This window comes from Sedimentitalea nanhaiensis DSM 24252 (assembly GCF_000473225.1).
Taxonomy (GTDB): Bacteria; Pseudomonadota; Alphaproteobacteria; order Rhodobacterales; family Rhodobacteraceae; genus Sedimentitalea; species Sedimentitalea nanhaiensis.
In genome coordinates, this window is record NZ_KI421509.1 from 1,438,359 (window position 1) to 1,456,003 (window position 17,645).

Sequence of the window (17,645 nt, forward strand, 5' to 3'; positions counted from 1 at the left end):
GCGACCGCGAACCGATCTTGCACAGATCCATGACAACCACATGACGATTACGCGGCCGCTTTGCTCATATCTGTGCCACCCTGCTTGAATGCCGCCAGCAACGCCTCGCGCCGTTTTGCCGCCTTGGCTTCATTCGCCGCCTTGACCGGGCCAAAGCCGCGAATCTCCAGCGGCAGTTCGGCAAGCTCCTGCGCAATCTCTGCGGTTTTCGGGGTCACCCCGGCCAGCACCGTCGTCATGTCGGCCTCGTATTGCTTGATCAGGGCGCGTTCCATCTTGCGCTCGGCCCCATAGCCAAAGGGATCCAGCGGCGTGCCGCGCAGACCCTTGAGCGATTTCAGGATCTTCAGCGGCGTCTGCATCCAGGGCCCAAACTCGCGCTTTTTCGGACGTCCGTCCGGCCCGGTCCCCCCCAGAATGGGCGGGGCCAGATGAAAGGTCATACGAAAATCGCCGTCGAATTCCGCGGCGGCCTTTTCCTGGCTGGTCAGCAACAGCCGCGCCACCTCGTATTCATCCTTGTAGGACAACAGCTTGTGATAGCCCCTGGCCACCGCCTCGCGCAGGCGCGGGTCTTCGATCCGGTCCACCATTTTGCGGTACCGTTTGGCCAATCGCTTGCCCTGATAAGCCACCAGATGATCGGCGCGATAGGCGATCTTGTCGTCCAGCGATTTCGGCAACTCCGTGACGTTGGGTTTCAGGACCGCCGCAACTTCGCTCGGGAACAGAACCGCCCAGCGTCCGACTTCAAAGGCCCGCAGGTTGCGCTCGACGGCGGCACCGTTCATCCGGATTGCGTTCCGGATGGCGTCCAGCCCCAGGGGCACCAGACCGCGCTGCCAGGCTCCGCCGAACACCATCATATTGGAATAGATCGAGTCGCCCAGAACCGCTTTGGCCAGATCGGAGGCATCGAACAGATCGATACGATCCTTCATCCGCGCCTCAAGCGCCAGTTGCAGCCGTTCGCTGGGCAGCGAAAACTCGGTGTTACGGGTAAAATCGCCGGTGATGATCTCATGGCTGTTGACCACCGCACCGGTCTGCCCCGTCTTGGTCAGGCCGAGCGTCTTGGCACCGGCGCTGACCACCAGATCACCGCCGATCAGCGCATGCGCCTCGCCGGTGGCGACACGGATGGCGCTGATGTCCTCGGGGGCGTTGGCCAGACGACAGTGGATCTGGACGGCGCCGCCTTTTTGCGCCAACCCGGCCATTTCCATCATGCCCGCGCCTTTTCCGTCCAGCTGCGCGGCCTGCGCCATCACCGCGCCAATCGTGACCACACCAGTGCCGCCGACCCCGGTGATCACCACGTTATGGGTGCCGCTGATATCCGGCAGGTCCGGCAGCGGCAGATCCGGCAGATTCAGCTGGGTTGTCGCTTCCTTGCGCACCTTGGCGCCTTCCAGGGTCACAAAGGACGGGCAAAACCCCTTGAGACATGAGAAATCCTTGTTGCAACTGGACTGATCGATCGCCCGTTTGCGCCCCAATTCGGTTTCCGCCGGCACGATCGAAACACAGTTGGACTGCACCCCGCAATCACCACAGCCCTCGCAGATATCGGTGTTGATGAACACCCGCTTATCCGGATCGGGAAACAGGCCGCGCTTGCGGCGGCGGCGTTTTTCGGCGGCGCAGGTCTGGATATAGACGATAGCGCTGACACCTTGGATCTCGCGGAATTTCTTCTGCACGTTGTCCATCTCGGCACGCTCGTACCACTCCAGCCCCTTGGGGAATCCGTCGCGTGCCGGCTCTTCCTTCTGGTCATAGACGACCGCGACATGCTGCACGCCCATGGCTTGCAATTCGCGCACGATGCGGGGCGCATCCAGATCGCCTTCGTTTTGCTGCCCCCCGGTCATTGCAACGGCGTCATTATACAGGATTTTATAGGTGATATTGGCTTTTGCGGCCACGGCAGCGCGGATCGCTTGAATACCCGAATGGTTGTAGGTGCCATCCCCCAGGTTCTGAAACACATGTTTCGTGTTGGAAAACGGTGCTTCGCCGATCCAGTTCGCCCCTTCCCCCCCCATATGGGTATAGCCGATGGTGTCACGGTCCATCCATTGCACCATATAATGACAGCCGATGCCGGCATAGGCACGGCTGCCGTCGGGCACCTTGGTGCTGGAATTGTGCGGACAGCCTGAACAGAAATACGGCAGGCGCGCGGCAATATCCTTGGCATTGTCGTTACGCCGCGCATCTTCAAGCGCGGCAAGCCCGGCGCGGATACCGTCGGTTTCACGCCCCTCCTCGATCAGAACCTCACCCAGCTTGCTGGCGATCAGGATCGGGTCCAGCGCCCCTCGGGTCGGGAACAGTTCCAGACGGCGCCCATTCTCCCAGCTGTCCCCCTTGTGCCAGCCATAGACCCGCCGACCGCTGCGATCGTCAAAGATCGCCTCTTTGACCTGTACCTCGATCAGCTTGCGCTTTTCCTCGACCACAACGATCAGATCCAGCCCCTCGGCCCATTCGTGGAAACTGTCCATATCCAGCGGAAAGGTTTGCCCGATCTTGTAGGTCGTGATGCCCAGGCGCGCGGCCTCGGTCTCGTCGATGTTCAGCAGCGACATGGCGTGCACCAGGTCCAGCCAGTTCTTGCCCGCAGCCACAAAGCCGATCTTGGCGCCCGGCTGGCCCCAGACCCGCTTGTCGATCCGGTTGGCGCGGGCAAAGGCTTCGGCGGCAAAGCGTTTGTGATCGATGACGCGGGCTTCCTGTTCGGTCGGCGTGTCGATCAGGCGGATGTTCAGCCCACCCTTGGGCATGTCGAAATCGGGTGTCACCAGTTGCATCCGGTCCGGGCGACCGTCCACGACCGACGTTACCTCGATCGTATCCTTCATGGTTTTCAGACCGACCCACAGCCCGGAAAATCGCGACAGGGCATAGGCATAAACTCCGTAATCCAGAATTTCCTGCACGCCGGCCGGGCTGACCACCGGCATATAGGCATCCACCAGAGCCCATTCGCTCTGATGCAGAACCGTGCTGGATTCCCCGGTATGATCGTCGCCCATCGCCATCACCACACCGCCATTCCGGCTGGTGCCCGCCATGTTGGCATGTTTCATCGGGTCGCCCGAGCGGTCCACGCCGGGGCCCTTGCCGTACCACAGGCCAAATACGCCATCGAACTTGCCTTCACCGCGCAGTTCCGCCTGCTGACTGCCCCACAGAGCCGTCGCCGCCAGATCTTCGTTCAACCCCCACTGAAAGGTTATGTCGCTTGCGGCGAGAGGTTTGGCCGCGCGGTTCATATTCAGATCGACGGTCCCCAGCGGCGAGCCGCGATAGCCGGTCACCAGCCCTGCGGTGTTCAGCCCTGCGACACGATCCCGTTCTTTCTGAATCAGCATCAGCCGCACCAAAGCCTGGGTCCCGTTCAGCAGAACGGGGCTCTTGGTCAAATCGAACCGGTCATTCAATGAAATTTTCGGCGCACTCATCGTTCGTCTCCCCCAACGTCGAACTGCATTGCAGATTGCGGCCACAATAGGTCATGATTTATGACCTGTATAGCAAAAAACATGGCGCACACCGCGTTACTGCGGTTGCAAGCAGGGTACTCCATCCTTTCATATAGGCCAGCCGTTGCAGATCGAAAGTTGCCGTTATGGATTGGGACAAGCTCAGAATATTTCACGCCGTGGCGGATGCCGGCAGTCTCACCCATGCGGGTGACCGGCTGAATCTGTCACAATCTGCGGTCAGCCGACAGATTCGCGCGCTTGAAGACAGCCTGGGAGCCACCCTGTTTCACCGCCACGCGCGCGGGCTGATTCTGACCGAACAGGGTGAATTGCTGTTCGATGCCACCACGGCCATGTCCAAACGTCTCGAAACCGCCGCGGCCTGGATTCGCGACAGCGAAGAAGAAGTGTTCGGCGAACTCCGCGTGACCACGACATTTGGCTTTGGCCTGCTGTGGCTGGCCCCGCGCCTGCCCAAACTATACGATAAATACCCCGATCTCAAAGTCGACCTGATGCTCGAGGAAAGGGTGCTGGACCTTCCCATGCGCGAAGCAGACGTGGCAATACGGATGAAAGCGCCGAGCCAGGCCGACCTTATCCGCAAGCGGCTGATGACGGTTCAGATGCTGATGTATGCGTCGCGCGGCTATCTCGACAAGAGCGGCACCCCCTCAAGCCTCGAAGATATCGCCGATCACCGTCTGATCTGCCAGAACACCGACGCAGCACAGGTCAGCGCCGGCGCAATGCTGGTTCAGCACCTGATGACCTATAGCCCTCATTCCCTGCTGACGGTGAACAACTACTTCGGCGTGCTGCAGGGTGTTTTGAACAATCTGGGTATTGGCGTGTTACCGGACTATGTCACCCACGATTTCCCCGACCTCCAACGCATCCTGCCTGAAATTGAGTCTGCCGAAGTGCCGGTGTATCTGGCCTACCCGGAAGAGTTGCGCCAATCAAAACGCATCGCCGCATTCCGGGATTTTGTGCAAGAGGAAATCCTGATCTACCGCAAGCAGCTGCGGGCGCTCGAAGATTCCAGAGCTATGCCGTGAGCGCATAACAGCATTGCCGCCTTCATCATGCAATAATCCTTGATAAGACAAGAAGCGATGCCTAATTGGACTTATGAAATTGGCGATGCACAATTGCTCATCAATTTCATACCTCCCTGTTGGACTTTGGCCGAGCCTAGTGCTCGGCCCTTTTTTTGCCAAACGCCCGGCAAGCTTTACGCATGGATGCAACGCCAGGCAGGGAAATCTCAAAAATCCGAGTTTATCCGTGCATCCAAGTCCAAAATGCTGAAAATGCTGAAAATGCAGACGCAGGAAGATGACCGGGAGCGGACCAATGGCTTTTTTCTCACGTATTTCACGTATTTCAGGTGTCGTCAGTCTACTCCTGCTCGGCCTGTGCGGACCAGCGGCTGCGCAAATGGGGCTTGCGGCATCATCCTCGCAAAGCGAACCCACGGTTACAGAGCTACCTGACCCCTTGACCCAGGATGCCGTGCGCGAAATGGTGGCGCGCATGTCCGACGATCAGGTTCGCGGCATGCTTCTGGATCGACTCGATGCCGTCGCAGCCGCAGAATCCTCGACCCGGCCCGAAAATGTATCCTTTTTCGGGCGTCTGAAAATCATCTGGACCGCGCTTTATTCCAACCCGCTGGACGCCATCGTCAAACTGCCGACTCTGATCACCAAGGAAGCCCGAGTCATTGCGGATTTCACCGCTTCGGTTGGCGGTGCGGTCAAGTTGCTGGCGCTGTTCGGCCTGATCGGTATTGTGCTGATCGTCGCCTACGGCGTCGAAGTGATCGCGGAACGGTTGACCCGAAACTGGCGCAAACAGACCGACCCGACGGAAGCAGGCAGTCTGAAAGAGTCCGTGCAATTCCTGTTTCGGCGCTTCATGCGGGAAATCTTCGGCCTCATGGTCTTCTATTTCACCGCGCGGACGGTCGGGCGTCTGCTGCTGTCGCCGGAGCAGCTGGCCTTTGCTGCCCCGCTTGTGACTTACCTCGTATGGTGGCCCCGCCTGGCCGGTGCCGTATCGCGGTTCGTCCTGGCCCCGAAACAGCCCGCCATGCGCCTGGTCAATGTCAGCGATCAGTGGGCCCGCTTCTTGCACCGGCACATGGTTGGATTGATCCTGCTGGCCGGTCTCACCCTGTTTGCTGTTGGCTTCAACATGGCCAACGGCGCTGATCTGGCGGAAACCCGGCTGGCGTTCTGGCTCGACTCTTCGATCTATCTGTACATCGTCTTCATTGCCTGGAGCGCCCGTGAAGGCCTGACCGACATGATGCTTGGCACCGATCCGGACCGCACCGAATTCGACGAATGCTTTGCGCGGTTCTATCCATATTTTGCCATGGGTGTGGCGGCCGTCATGTGGGTGATCGTCACTATACTGGCAGGGCTCGGCAAAACGGACCAATTGCTCAAAGGCGCGCATTACGTCACCATGTTCTGGCTGCTTATGCTGCCTTTGCTGGATACCGTGATCCGTGGGCTGGTGCGCCATTTGGTGCCTCCGATGATCGGCGAAGGCCCGCTGGCCGAAACCGCCTATCGTTCGACCAAGCGCAGCTATATCCGCATCGGGCGCGTTCTGATGGCAGGTCTGGTGCTGATCCTGATCGCCCAGAGCTGGGATATCACTATCAATGATTTTCTCTCGGCCCGTCAGGGAATTGGCACAAACCTGATCGAATTCCTGATAACGCTTGCGGTCGGATATGTGGTCTATGAAATCGTATCCCTCTGGATCAACCGCCAGTTGGCAAAAGAACAGACCAGCGCCGCCCCCTTGGAGCAGGAAAGCGCCGCCGACGGCGGTGGCGCGGGCGGTTCACGTCTGGCCACGGTTCTGCCGCTGCTGCGCGTGACAGCACAGATCGCCATCGCGGTCATCTTCAGCCTGCTGGCCATCGGAGCCCTGGGGATCGACATCACCCCTCTGTTGGCCGGTGCCGGGATTTTGGGCCTGGCCATTGGCTTTGGCGCACAAAAGCTGGTGGCAGACGTGGTGTCGGGAATCTTCTTTCTGGTCGATGATGCGTTTCGCGTCGGCGAATATGTCGAGGTGGATGGCACGATGGGCACCGTTGAAAAGATATCGATCCGTTCCATGCAATTGCGCCACCACCTGGGGCTGGTACACACCCTGCCCTATGGTGAAATCCCCAAGATCACCAATTTCAGCCGCGACTGGGTGATCATGAAACTGAAATTCACCGTGCCCTTTGATGTCGATCCCGAAAAGGTGCGCAAGATCTTCAAGAGAATCGGTCAGGACCTTTGGGCAGACGAACGTTTCAAGGGCGATTTTCTCGAACCGTTCAAAAGCCAGGGCGTGTCTGGCATTGACGATGTCGGCATCACGATCCGGGGCAAGTTCATGGCCAGGCCCGGTACCCAGTTCATGATCCGCAAGGAAATCTATAACCGGGTGCAGGATGCCTTTGCCGAAAACGGTATCGAATTTGCCCGCCGCGAAGTACGCGTCGCGATACCGGGCCTGGAGCACGCCGAGGATCTGACCGACGACGAAAAGAGTGCCATCGGCGCTGCGGCCACCGGGGTTGTCCAGGCGCAGATCGAAAAAGAGAAAGGGGCCGGTTGAAAACCATCAGCCGGGCATCCGAACTGACACCGGAATCATGCCCACGACCTGCACGATATCTCTCGCGGCCAGCTCGCCCGACCCGCGACAGCTTTCCCCTTCCCCCGACCGCGCGCTTGGCCTAAAAGCGGCCCAACTGCCGCTACCGGGGAATTCCACGCGCCATGCAAGAGCCAGCCATCACGCCTGACCTGATCCAAAGCCACGGCCTGAAACCGGACGAATACGACCGCATCCTGCAGATCATCGGCCGCACACCGACCTTTACCGAGTTGGGCATCTTTTCGGCCATGTGGAACGAACACTGTTCCTACAAATCCTCCAAGAAATGGCTGCGCACCTTGCCCACCGAGGGACCACAGGTGATCTGCGGCCCGGGCGAGAACGCAGGCATCGTCGATATCGGCGACGGGCAGGCCGTGGTCTTCAAGATGGAAAGCCACAACCACCCCAGCTATATCGAACCCTACCAGGGTGCGGCCACCGGGGTCGGCGGCATCCTGCGCGACGTCTTTACCATGGGCGCACGCCCGATCGCGGCCATGAACTCTTTGTCGTTTGGCGAACCGGACCACACGAAAACCCGTCGTCTGGTCAATGGCGTGGTCGAAGGGATCGGCGGCTATGGCAACTGTTTTGGCGTCCCCACGGTTGGCGGCGAGGTGCGGTTTCACGCCGCATATAACGGCAACTGCCTGGTCAACGCCTTTGCCGCCGGTTTGGCGCGCACCGACGGCATCTTTTATTCCGCCGCGTCTGGTGTCGGCATGCCGGTGGTTTATCTTGGGGCCAAGACCGGGCGTGACGGGGTTGGCGGAGCGACCATGGCCAGCGCCGAATTCGATGACACGATCGAGGAAAAGCGCCCCACGGTGCAGGTCGGCGACCCGTTCACCGAAAAGCGCCTGATGGAAGCGACGCTGGAACTGATGCAGACCGGTGCGGTGATATCGATTCAGGACATGGGTGCCGCCGGTCTGACCTGTTCCGCCGTCGAAATGGGCGACAAGGGCGGGCTGGGCGTGCGCCTGAACCTGGACGCGGTGCCCCAGCGCGAAGAGAATATGACGGCCTACGAAATGATGCTCTCCGAAAGCCAGGAACGCATGCTGATGGTGCTGCGTCCCGAGAAAGAGGCCGAGGCCCGCGCGGTGTTTGACAAATGGGATCTGGATTTCGCCATCGTCGGCGAAACCATTGCCGAGGACCGTTTCCTGATCGAGCACAAGGGCCAGGTCGTGGCCGATCTGCCGCTGGCCACCCTTTCTGGCTCGGCTCCGGAATACGACCGCCCGTGGACCCCCACACCGGCTGCCGAACCTCTGGCCGATGTGCCGCAGATCGACCCCATCGACGGGCTGCGCGCGCTGCTGGCCAGCCCCAACTATGCGGCCAAACAATGGGTCTATGAACAATACGACACCATGGTCATGGCCGACACCGCCCGCACGCCGGGGCTGGGTTCGGGCATCGTTCGGGTCCACGGCACCGACAAGGCGCTGGCCTTCACCTCGGATGTGACGCCGCGCTATGTGCGCGCCAACCCGGTCGAGGGCGGCAAGCAGGCGGTCGCCGAAGCCTATCGCAACCTGTGCGCGGTCGGGGCCAAGCCGCTGGCCAGCACCGACAACCTGAATTTCGGCAACCCGGAAAAACCCGAGATCATGGGCCAGTTCGTCGGTGCGATCCAGGGCATCGGTGCCGCCTGTTCGGCGCTCGACATGCCTATCGTGTCGGGCAATGTGTCGCTGTACAACGAAACCGATGGCACAGGCATCCTGCCGACACCGACGATCGGCGCAGTGGGTCTGTTGACTCATGTGGACGACATTATCGGCAACGAAGTACGCGAAGGCCATGTCGCGCTGCTGATTGGCGTCACCGTGGGTCACCTGGGTCAATCCGCCTTGCTGGCCGAAGTGTTCAACCGCGAAGAAGGCGATGCGCCCAACGTCGATCTCGAGGCCGAAAAGCGCAATGGCGAATTTATCCGCGCCAATCGCGATCTGATCAAGGCCTGCACCGATCTGTCCGATGGCGGCCTCGCATTGGCTGCGTTCGAACTGGCCGAACACGCGGGCGTCGGCGTGCATCTGGAAGACGCATCAACCGAGTTCCTGTTTGGCGAAGATCAGGCGCGTTATCTGGTGGCCTGCAACTTTGACCAGGCCGAGGCCTTGATGATCGCGGCGGGTCAGGTTGGCGTTTCGGTGACTTCGGTGGGACGCTTTACCGGCGATACGGTCTGGATCGGCAATGCGTCGGCCCCGTTGGCCGACCTTTCTCGGGTATACCGCAACAGCTTTGCAGAGCACGTCGCCTGACCGCCCAGACTGGATAGTGCAGAGGTTGCTCCCTTGCACGCACCGCGCCACCGTCCTACATCTGATGCAACACAGTGAAAGAAAGTCCCCATGGCCATACAAGCCCACGAGATCGAAGACCTGATCCGCGCCAGCTTTCCGGATGCCAAGATCACCATCACCGATCTGGCTGGCGACGGAAACCACTATGCTGCCGAGGTCATCGACGCCAGCTTTCGCGGCCAGAACCGGGTGCAGCAACAACGCGCGGTCTATGCCGCGCTCAAAGGCAAGATGGACGGCAGCCAGGGCGAGTTGCACGCCTTGGCGCTGACCACCAAAGCCCCCGACTGAGACCAGATTTACAAAGGACACGCGACATGAGCGAAACAGCCACACAGATCCAGGACACCATCAGCAAGAACGATGTCGTGCTCTACATGAAAGGCACCAAGGAAATGCCACAATGTGGGTTTTCAAGCCGCGTCGCGGGCGTGCTGAACTATATGGGCGTCGATTTCGCCGATGTGAACGTACTGGCCGACGAAGCGATCCGCCAGGGGATCAAGGATTTCTCGGACTGGCCGACAGTCCCGCAGCTCTACGTCAAGGGCGAGTTCGTCGGCGGCTGCGACATCATCACCGAAATGACCCTGTCAGGCGAGCTGGACACGCTGTTTGAGAAAAACGGTGTCAGCTACGACAAGGACGCCGCCGACAAGATCCGCGAAGCCAACGGATAACCGCGACACTGACCTGTGAGGCGTTTCAGGTCACCCTGAAACGCCAGAACGTCATAAAAACCCGGACAGGGGCCAATTTTGGCAGAGCCGGGCGCAGCGATTCCAACCGCTTACAGAGATTTGTTTCGCGCGCGAAACAAATTAATCTAACTTAACAGACTGTAAAACAAAGCTAAATCGAAATCACCTGGCCCCATGTTCCTCGATCTCGGCGGCCAATGCCTCGGCGCGGGCGGCGAGTTCGGCCAGCGTGTCGGTGACCACTGCGGGCACAACCGGAACTTCGATCCGCTCCGGCGCGGGACCGGGGGCCTGGCGCATCTGTTCAACCTCGGCAGTACGCTGCGCCAACAACGTCTCGACCTCCCTGATGCGATCCTCGCATGCGGCGGTCTTGTCGGCCAGCATCAGCCCCGCCATCAACAGCATCCGGGCCTCGGGCATCCGTCCGATCTGATCCGACAGCACCTGGGCTTCGTCATCCAACATCTTGGCGGCCGAGTGCAAATAGCTTTCCTCGCCCTCCTGACAGGAGACTTCGAAACCGCGTCCGCCGATCTTGATGGTCACTTCGGGCATCACACTTCCTCTCCCTGACGCGCGGCGGCGGATCCCGCCAGCAACGGTTCCAGCTTGGCCAGCACGGCACCGATCTCGGCCACGTCGGTGGCCCGGGCCGCACGCAACCCTTCCAGTTCGGCCTGCATCGCCTGGTTGATCAGTTCGGGCTCGCCGACACCGCTTTCGTTGGCCGCGCGCAGGGCCGCGTTGCTTTGGCGCAGCTGATCGTTGGCGGCACGCAACCGTTGCACATCCGTGTCCAGCCGCCGCATGGCGTCGCCTTGCGCCGCCAATTCGGCGCGCAGGGTCTGAACCTCGGCAGCGTTGTCCAGATCCGCCCGCAAGGCCGCCAGCTCATCGGCGTGCCGGGCCTTGAGCAACCGCAAACGCTCTTGAAGCTGGGCATTTGCCAGCTGTTCTTCTTCCAGCGCCTGGGCCAGCATCGGATCCGGTGCCGCTGTGATCTCACGTTCCGCCATCGCCGACACACCGACGCCAATACGCTCCATTGCGGCTGTGATACGACCGTGCAATTCCTCGATCTGACTCATACGCCCTACCTTTTCGTGCGGCACAAATGTTCACAGATCCCGATGGCCCCGGCGTGGCCTGCGCGGGCGAATCGGGCATCCTGTTCAATTGGTAGCAGTCTAGACGCTGCCTGTGCAAATTTCACACCGTTTGGTTTCAACAACTTGGCCCGCAGACCTGATGCGACACCGCCCAGGCGGCTTGCGGGTGCTTGATCTTTGGGGTGCGGCTGGTATTCAGCAGGCCAATTGCCGCCACTTGCAGCGGAACAGTCAAAGGAACTGCCTCGTGGATATTAACGCCCTGCGCACCGCCAACCCCGAACATTGGTCCAAAGCGGCGGCCATCCGTGCCCTGACCCTGGATGCCGTCCACGCCGCCAATTCCGGTCATTCGGGAATGCCTATGGGCATGGCCGATGTCGCCACGGTTCTGTTCGAAAAGCACCTCAAATTCGACGCCACCGCGCCGAACTGGCCGGATCGCGACCGGTTTATCCTGTCCGCCGGGCATGGCTCGATGCTGCTGTATTCGCTGCTGCACCTGACCGGCTATGCCGACATGCCGATCGAAGAGATCAAGAATTTCCGCCAATGGGGCGCCCGCACAGCGGGGCACCCGGAATACGGCCATGCCAGCGGCATCGAGACCACCACCGGCCCGCTGGGCCAGGGCCTTTCCAATGCGATTGGCTTTGCCATCGCCGAAGAGATCCAGCGCGCCCGCTTTGGCAAGAAAGTCGTGGATCATCATACCTATGTCATCGCTGGCGACGGCTGTCTGATGGAAGGCATCAGCCAAGAGGCCATCGGTCTGGCCGGGCGGCACCAACTGGGCAAGTTGATCGTGCTGTGGGACAACAACAACATCACCATCGACGGCACCGTCGAACTGTCCGACCGCACCAATCAGGCGATGCGCTTCAAGGCCGCAGGCTGGCAGGTGCTCGAGATCGACGGCCATGATCCCCAGGCAATCGACGAGGCCTTGACCAAGGCAAAAACCGGCAAGAAGCCGACGATGATTGCCTGCAAGACCCATATCGCCCTGGGGCACGCGGCGCAGGACACGTCAAAGGGCCATGGAGCCCTTACGGATCCGGAACAACTGGCCGCCGCCAAACAGATCTATGGCTGGACCACCGGCCCGTTCGTTGTGCCCGAGGACATCAAAGCAGCGTGGGAAGCGATAGGTGCGCGCGGGGCGATCGCCCGGCAGGACTGGGAAAACCGCCTGGCGAGCCTGTCCGAGCGTCGCCGGAACGAGTTTAGCCGCGCCTATGCCCGCGACGTGCCAAAACGCTTTGCCGCAACCATCCGGGCGCTGAAAAGGCAGAACTCTGAAGCCGCGCCCAAAGTCGCCACCCGCAAGTCCAGTGAAATGGTGCTTGAGGTGATCAACCCGATCATGAGCGAAACCGTGGGCGGCAGCGCCGACCTGACGGGATCCAACAACACCAAAACCGGCGACATGGGCGTCTTCGATACCGACAACCGCAAGGGTCGCTACATCTATTATGGCATCCGCGAGCATGGCATGGCCGCCGCGATGAACGGCATGGCGCTGCATGGCGGCATCCGTCCCTATGGCGGCACGTTCATGTGTTTCACCGACTATGCCCGCCCGTCGATGCGGCTGGCGGCATTAATGAAAATCCCGACCGTGTTCGTGATGACCCATGACAGCATCGGATTGGGCGAAGACGGCCCAACGCACCAGCCTGTCGAACATCTGGCAATCAGCCGCGCGACCCCCAACACGTGGGTGTTCCGCCCCGCCGACACGGTGGAAACCGCCGAAGCCTGGGAACTGGCGCTCAGCAGCAAGCAAACACCGTCGGTGCTGTCGCTGACCCGCCAAAGCCTGCCCACCGTGCGGCTGGAGCACAAGCAGCGGAACCTGAGCGAACAGGGGGCCTATGTTCTTGCCGATACCGTGCGCAAGCGGCAGGTGATCCTGATTGCCACCGGATCCGAGGTTTCGATTGCTCTGGAAGCGCGTGACATTCTCGAAGGTCAGGGCATCGGCACCCGGGTCGTTTCAATGCCCTGTATGGAGTTGTTCGCCGAACAGGACGAAGCCTATCGCCGCAAGGTTCTGCCTGCGGGCCCGGTGCGCGTCGGCATCGAAGCCGCCGTGCGGCAGGGCTGGGACCGGTGGCTGCTGGGCGAGCGCGGTCGCGAAGCCAAGTCTGCGTTCATCGGCATGGACAGCTTCGGCGCCTCGGCCCCGGCAGAAGAGTTGTTCGAGAAGTTCGGCATCACCGTCGAGGCCACGGTCGCCAAGGTCAAGGAACTGCTGGGCTGACACATGCCCTGTGCGGCGTCCGAATGTTTCACTCGGGCGCCGCGGCATCGACGGTGACGGGCGCAGGGGCCGGCCTCCCACCCCGCGCCGTTATGTGATGCGATCCATGGCCCGCTATTTGGCGGCCTCCTTGGCGAGGTCCGTCGCTTTCGCGGACACGTCGCGTTTGAGCTGATCTATCCGCTCTTCGATACCTTCCCGAAGCTGCTTTCTGGTCACGTTGTCCTTGATGCCGTGCTGACCGGTGCTGGCGGCCTTGCGTTCGGATTTGCTGCACATCTCGTTGTCATTGCCTTTCAGGCCCTTGCACAGCTTCTTCAGCCGTTCGATTTCCTCGTTCAGCGTCGTGATTTCCTTGGTCAGCTTTTCGACCTTCTTCTTGTCGCCCATATGCAATGCCTCTCCGGTAAAGGGATAAGTTCAACCCGCCGAGCCTATGACGTTCTCTTAATTCTGCCTAGAGAAATTGTCTTGGTGTCACCGGGCGAGCGGCTGCCGAACAAAACGGATTTCCCTAATCGCCCTCGCGCCCCTGCATCCGGGACGCGAGCGGCATCAGCACCCGTGTCGCGACCGGGATCAACAGAAGGCCCAATGCCAGTCCGAAAACCCCGTCCATCGCGGCCTTGGCGATCCATTTCACGGTCGGGGCCCAACGCTCGGTCGCCAAGTGACCGGTCGCGACAGCCAGATCATGGATATGGTGGTATAGCCAGGGCCAGCCCAGCACCTCGAGACCGTGGGTGATGATCGAACCGCCAACCCACAGCATCGCGGCAGTGCCCACAACCGACAGCAGCTTCATCAGGCGTGGCATCGCCTTGACGAGCCAGCGCCCCACGGCCCGGCCCGGTCCGGTATGCGCATTCCGGGCCATATACAGCCCGACATCGTCCATCTTTACGATTACCCCGACCGAACCATAGACCGCCAGCGTCACGCCAGCCCCGACAACGGCCAGCGTCGCCGCCTGCATCCAGACATTGGGCACGTCGATCGCGGCCAGTGCAATGGTCATGATCTCGGCCGACAGGATAAAATCGGTCTTGATCGCGCCCTTGACCTTTTGCTCTTCCAAATGGCCTGGATCCTGGATCGCCATGTCCTTTTCGATTTGCGAATCGCCATGGGGAAACAGGACGTGAAAGATTTTTTCCGCCCCCTCAAAACAAAGATAGGAACCGCCCAACATCAAAAGAGGGGTGATCAGCAAGGGCGCGAAATTCGCCAACAGCATCGCCACCGGAAGCAGCAGCACCAACTTGTTGAACAAGGAGCCACGTGCAATGCGCCAGATGATCGGCAATTCCCGCGCCGGGGCAAAGCCCTGCACGTATTTCGGCGTCACCGCAGCGTCGTCGATAATGACCCCGGCGGTCTTGGCCCCCGCCTTGCCAGCCGCAGCCGCGATATCGTCGACCGATGCCGCCGCCACCTTGGCGATCGCCGCCACATCGTCCAGAAGTGCCAGAAGACCGCTCATGCCCTGCCCTCGCTAAATGTTCGTTTCCGGCAACCCTAGCGCATCCTTCCGGCAGGGCAAGCGTTAGCGCAATCGGAGAAAGTTTGCGCTAACACATTGTGAATGCGCTTTTTTTTCCCTTTTTATGTGGCCCGTGCAGGGCTATATGCCCCTAAAGCGCAAGTTTGTGGAGCGACAGTCATGACCATCAACGTCGGAATTAACGGATTTGGCCGCATCGGCCGTTGCACCCTGTCCCATATCGCGGCCAGCGGACGCAACGACATCAGAGTCCTCAAAGCCAATGCAACCGGTCCTCTGGAAACCGCAGCGCATCTTCTCCGCTATGACAGCATCCATGGCCGGTTTGGCAGCGACATCCGCGTTGGCGAGCGCACGCTGGACCTGGGCCGGGGCGAGATCGAGATGTTCTCGACCTATGACCCGCAGGAACTCGACTGGTCCGGCTGTGACGTCGTGCTCGAATGCACCGGCAATTTCAACGATGGCAAAAAAGCTGGCGTGCACCTGGAGCGGGGCGCAAAATCGGTTCTGATCTCAGCCCCGGCGAAGAACGTGCAGAAAACCATCGTGTTCGGCGTCAATGACGAGATGCTGGCCAAGGGCGACAACATGGTCAGCAACGGATCCTGCACCACCAACTGCCTGGCACCGCTGGCCAAGGTACTGGACGAGGCCGTCGGCATCGAGCATGGCATCATGACCACGATCCACAGCTATACCGGTGATCAGCCGACGCTGGACCGCCGTCATTCCGACCTGTACCGCGCCCGTGCCGCCGCAATGGCGATGATTCCGACCTCGACCGGTGCAGCCAAGGCTTTGGGAGAAGTTCTGCCGAACCTCAAGGGCAAGCTGGACGGTTCGGCAATCCGGGTACCGACACCGAATGTCAGCGCGGTCGACCTGACCTTCCGCGCCGGGCGCGACGTTACCGCGGACGAGATCAACGCATTGGTCGCCGAAGCGGTCAAGGGGCCGATGGGACATGTGCTGGCATATGACCCCGAGCCAAAGGTTTCGATCGATTTCAACCACACCGAAGAGAGCAGCATCTTTGCCCCCGATCAGACCCGCGTGGTCGATGGCCGCATGGTCCGGGTTCTGGCCTGGTACGATAACGAGTGGGGCTTTTCGGTGCGGATGGCCGATGTCGCCGCTGCAATGGGACGCCTGAACGGCTGATCGCGGGTCTGCAGAGACTGCATATTGTGGATGGGCGCCCGGTCAGGCATATCTGGCCGGGCGTTTTATTGCCCGAGGCCCGCATGACCAACCGCCTAGCCATTGTTCTGGCCCTTCTGATCCTGGCGTTCATTGCTGCGGATGCGTTGCTGAACGGTGCCCAGAACCTGGTGTTCCTGGGCAAGAAACTGTATGAATTCGTCGAATGGCTTGCGTTCTGGCGCTAAAGCGAAAATCGAATCGCCCGACAGTTCAATCGATTGGCCGCCCCAGACGCTGCAACAACTCGATTCGCACCTGAGGCGTGACAAATCTGGAAATATCGCCTCCAAGGCGGGCAATCTCTTTGACCAGTTTGCTGGCAATGGCCTGATGCTTGGCGTCCGCCATCAGAAAGACAGTTTCGACATTTGAATTCAGCACTCGGTTCATGCCGACCATCTGATATTCATACTCGAAATCGGCGACAGCGCGCAGCCCCCGTACGATGATCTGTGCGCCCACATCACTGGCGCAGTCGATCAGCAAATTCTCGAACGGATGGGCGATAATTTCGGTTTCCGTCTGCTCGGAAAGCTTGGCGCATTCGGCCTCGATCATCACCACCCGCTCTTCCAGCGAGAACATCGGCCCCTTGTCGCGGTTGATCGCCACACCGATCACCAGCCGGTCCACCAGCACTGTGGCTCGGCGTATGATATCCAGATGACCCAAAGTGATCGGGTCAAAGGTGCCGGGATACAGGGCGATGCGCATGGCGATCTCCAATCATGTGGATCGTGCTGCGGATGCAAACACGGCGTTTCTGCAAATGCAAGACCCTGCCGGCAGCACAGCCGCTCAACGCGGTGTTTTGGCCAGGCATCGCCTGTGTCACGGTAAAGCCCCGTTCAAACGAGCCGAAATCTATGGATAGATCCCGATGCCACACCTAAAACCAAAGGCCTAGTGGCCCATGATCATACCCTGCAGCGCCTCTTTTTCCATTGCCAGTTCGGACAGTTGCGCCTTGACGACATCCCCAAGTGTGACAAGACCGATCATCTTGCCATCCTCGACCACCGGCATATGGCGAAAACGGCCTTCGGTCATCGTCGTCAGCAGCTCTTGCGCACTGTTGTTGCTGGTGCATGTAACCAGCTTGGCGGTCATATAGGCACTAACCGGCTGATCCAGACAACTGCCGCCAGAACCGGCCAGTTCGCGCACGATATCACGCTCTGACAAGATGCCGGACGCGGTCTGCCCGCCGTCATCGGACACGACCACCGATCCGATCTTGTTCTCGGCCAGCACCCTGGCAGCCTCGGCAACCTTGGCATTGGACGCGACCGTCAACACACCCGTCTTGGCCTTTGACTTGAGAATCTGGTGAACGAGCATTCGGGGGACCTCCGCA

The 17,645-nt window shown here is 60.3% G+C and carries 15 protein-coding genes; 8 read left to right on the plus strand and 7 right to left on the minus strand.

From position 1 onward, the window contains the following. Nucleotides 1-47 precede the first annotated feature (47 nt). Nucleotides 48-3,470: an indolepyruvate ferredoxin oxidoreductase family protein gene (locus NANH_RS0108770; RefSeq protein ID WP_027261695.1), complete on the minus strand. Its 3,423-nt coding sequence runs from the start codon at nt 3,468-3,470 to the stop codon at nt 48-50. A gap of 167 nt (nt 3,471-3,637) precedes the next feature. Between NANH_RS0108770 and NANH_RS0108775 the strand changes: the two genes are divergently transcribed. From NANH_RS0108775 to grxD, 5 genes are all read left to right on the plus strand, one after another. Beyond that, nucleotides 3,638-4,555, plus strand: a complete 918-nt coding sequence (locus NANH_RS0108775) for a LysR family transcriptional regulator (protein WP_027261696.1) — start codon at nt 3,638-3,640, stop codon at nt 4,553-4,555. A gap of 298 nt (nt 4,556-4,853) precedes the next feature. Continuing rightward, nucleotides 4,854-7,133 carry a mechanosensitive ion channel family protein gene (locus NANH_RS25825; RefSeq protein WP_139236363.1) on the plus strand — a complete coding sequence of 760 codons (2,280 nt, stop codon included), beginning with the start codon at nt 4,854-4,856 and terminating at the stop codon, nt 7,131-7,133. 164 nt (nt 7,134-7,297) lie between these two features. Continuing rightward, nucleotides 7,298-9,457, plus strand: coding sequence for a phosphoribosylformylglycinamidine synthase subunit PurL (gene purL, locus NANH_RS0108785; RefSeq protein WP_027261697.1), 2,160 nt, complete (start codon nt 7,298-7,300; stop codon nt 9,455-9,457). A gap of 90 nt (nt 9,458-9,547) precedes the next feature. After that, nucleotides 9,548-9,790 carry a BolA/IbaG family iron-sulfur metabolism protein gene (locus NANH_RS0108790; RefSeq protein ID WP_027261698.1) on the plus strand — a complete coding sequence of 81 codons (243 nt, stop codon included), beginning with the start codon at nt 9,548-9,550 and terminating at the stop codon, nt 9,788-9,790. 26 nt (nt 9,791-9,816) lie between these two features. After that, on the plus strand, nt 9,817-10,179 hold the full coding sequence (grxD, locus tag NANH_RS0108795) for a Grx4 family monothiol glutaredoxin (protein WP_027261699.1): 363 nt from the start codon (nt 9,817-9,819) through the stop codon (nt 10,177-10,179). Nucleotides 10,180-10,362: 183 nt separating this feature from the next. Here the strand turns inward: grxD and NANH_RS0108800 are convergent, their stop codons facing one another. Further along, a complete protein-coding gene (locus NANH_RS0108800) occupies nt 10,363-10,758 on the minus strand; it encodes a cell division protein ZapA (RefSeq protein WP_027261700.1) in 396 nt (131 codons plus the stop codon). Then, complete coding sequence (locus NANH_RS0108805) at nt 10,758-11,291, minus strand: hypothetical protein (RefSeq protein ID WP_027261701.1); 534 nt, start codon at nt 11,289-11,291, stop codon at nt 10,758-10,760. Before NANH_RS0108805 ends, NANH_RS0108800 begins: the two co-directional genes overlap by 1 nt. A 268-nt stretch (nt 11,292-11,559) precedes the next feature. Between NANH_RS0108805 and tkt the strand changes: the two genes are divergently transcribed. Next, nucleotides 11,560-13,578: a transketolase gene (gene tkt, locus NANH_RS0108810; protein ID WP_027261702.1), complete on the plus strand. Its 2,019-nt coding sequence runs from the start codon at nt 11,560-11,562 to the stop codon at nt 13,576-13,578. A 114-nt stretch (nt 13,579-13,692) separates the two neighbouring features. Here tkt and NANH_RS0108815 read toward each other — a convergent pair whose 3' ends face one another. Continuing rightward, nucleotides 13,693-13,968: a hypothetical protein gene (locus NANH_RS0108815; protein WP_027261703.1), complete on the minus strand. Its 276-nt coding sequence runs from the start codon at nt 13,966-13,968 to the stop codon at nt 13,693-13,695. 124 nt (nt 13,969-14,092) lie between these two features. Next, nucleotides 14,093-15,061, minus strand: coding sequence for a DUF808 domain-containing protein (locus tag NANH_RS0108820; RefSeq protein ID WP_027261704.1), 969 nt, complete (start codon nt 15,059-15,061; stop codon nt 14,093-14,095). Between the two features lie 180 nt (nt 15,062-15,241). On the opposite strand from NANH_RS0108820, the gene gap reads away from it, so the two are divergent. Next, the gene (gene gap / locus NANH_RS0108825) at nt 15,242-16,246 is read left to right on the plus strand and encodes a type I glyceraldehyde-3-phosphate dehydrogenase (RefSeq protein ID WP_027261705.1); all 1,005 of its coding nucleotides are present in this window, start codon (nt 15,242-15,244) and stop codon (nt 16,244-16,246) included. Between the two features lie 83 nt (nt 16,247-16,329). Further along, entirely contained in the window at nt 16,330-16,473 is a 144-nt protein-coding gene (locus NANH_RS28915; protein ID WP_027261706.1) for a hypothetical protein, read from the plus strand. 25 nt (nt 16,474-16,498) lie between these two features. On the opposite strand, the gene coaD is transcribed toward NANH_RS28915, so the two are convergent. Together coaD and NANH_RS0108845 are read right to left on the minus strand one after the other, a co-directional pair. Further along, on the minus strand, nt 16,499-17,002 hold the full coding sequence (gene coaD, locus NANH_RS0108835; RefSeq protein ID WP_027261707.1) for a pantetheine-phosphate adenylyltransferase: 504 nt from the start codon (nt 17,000-17,002) through the stop codon (nt 16,499-16,501). Between the two features lie 189 nt (nt 17,003-17,191). Further along, nucleotides 17,192-17,629 carry a CBS domain-containing protein gene (locus tag NANH_RS0108845; protein WP_027261708.1) on the minus strand — a complete coding sequence of 146 codons (438 nt, stop codon included), beginning with the start codon at nt 17,627-17,629 and terminating at the stop codon, nt 17,192-17,194. Nucleotides 17,630-17,645 lie beyond the last annotated feature (16 nt).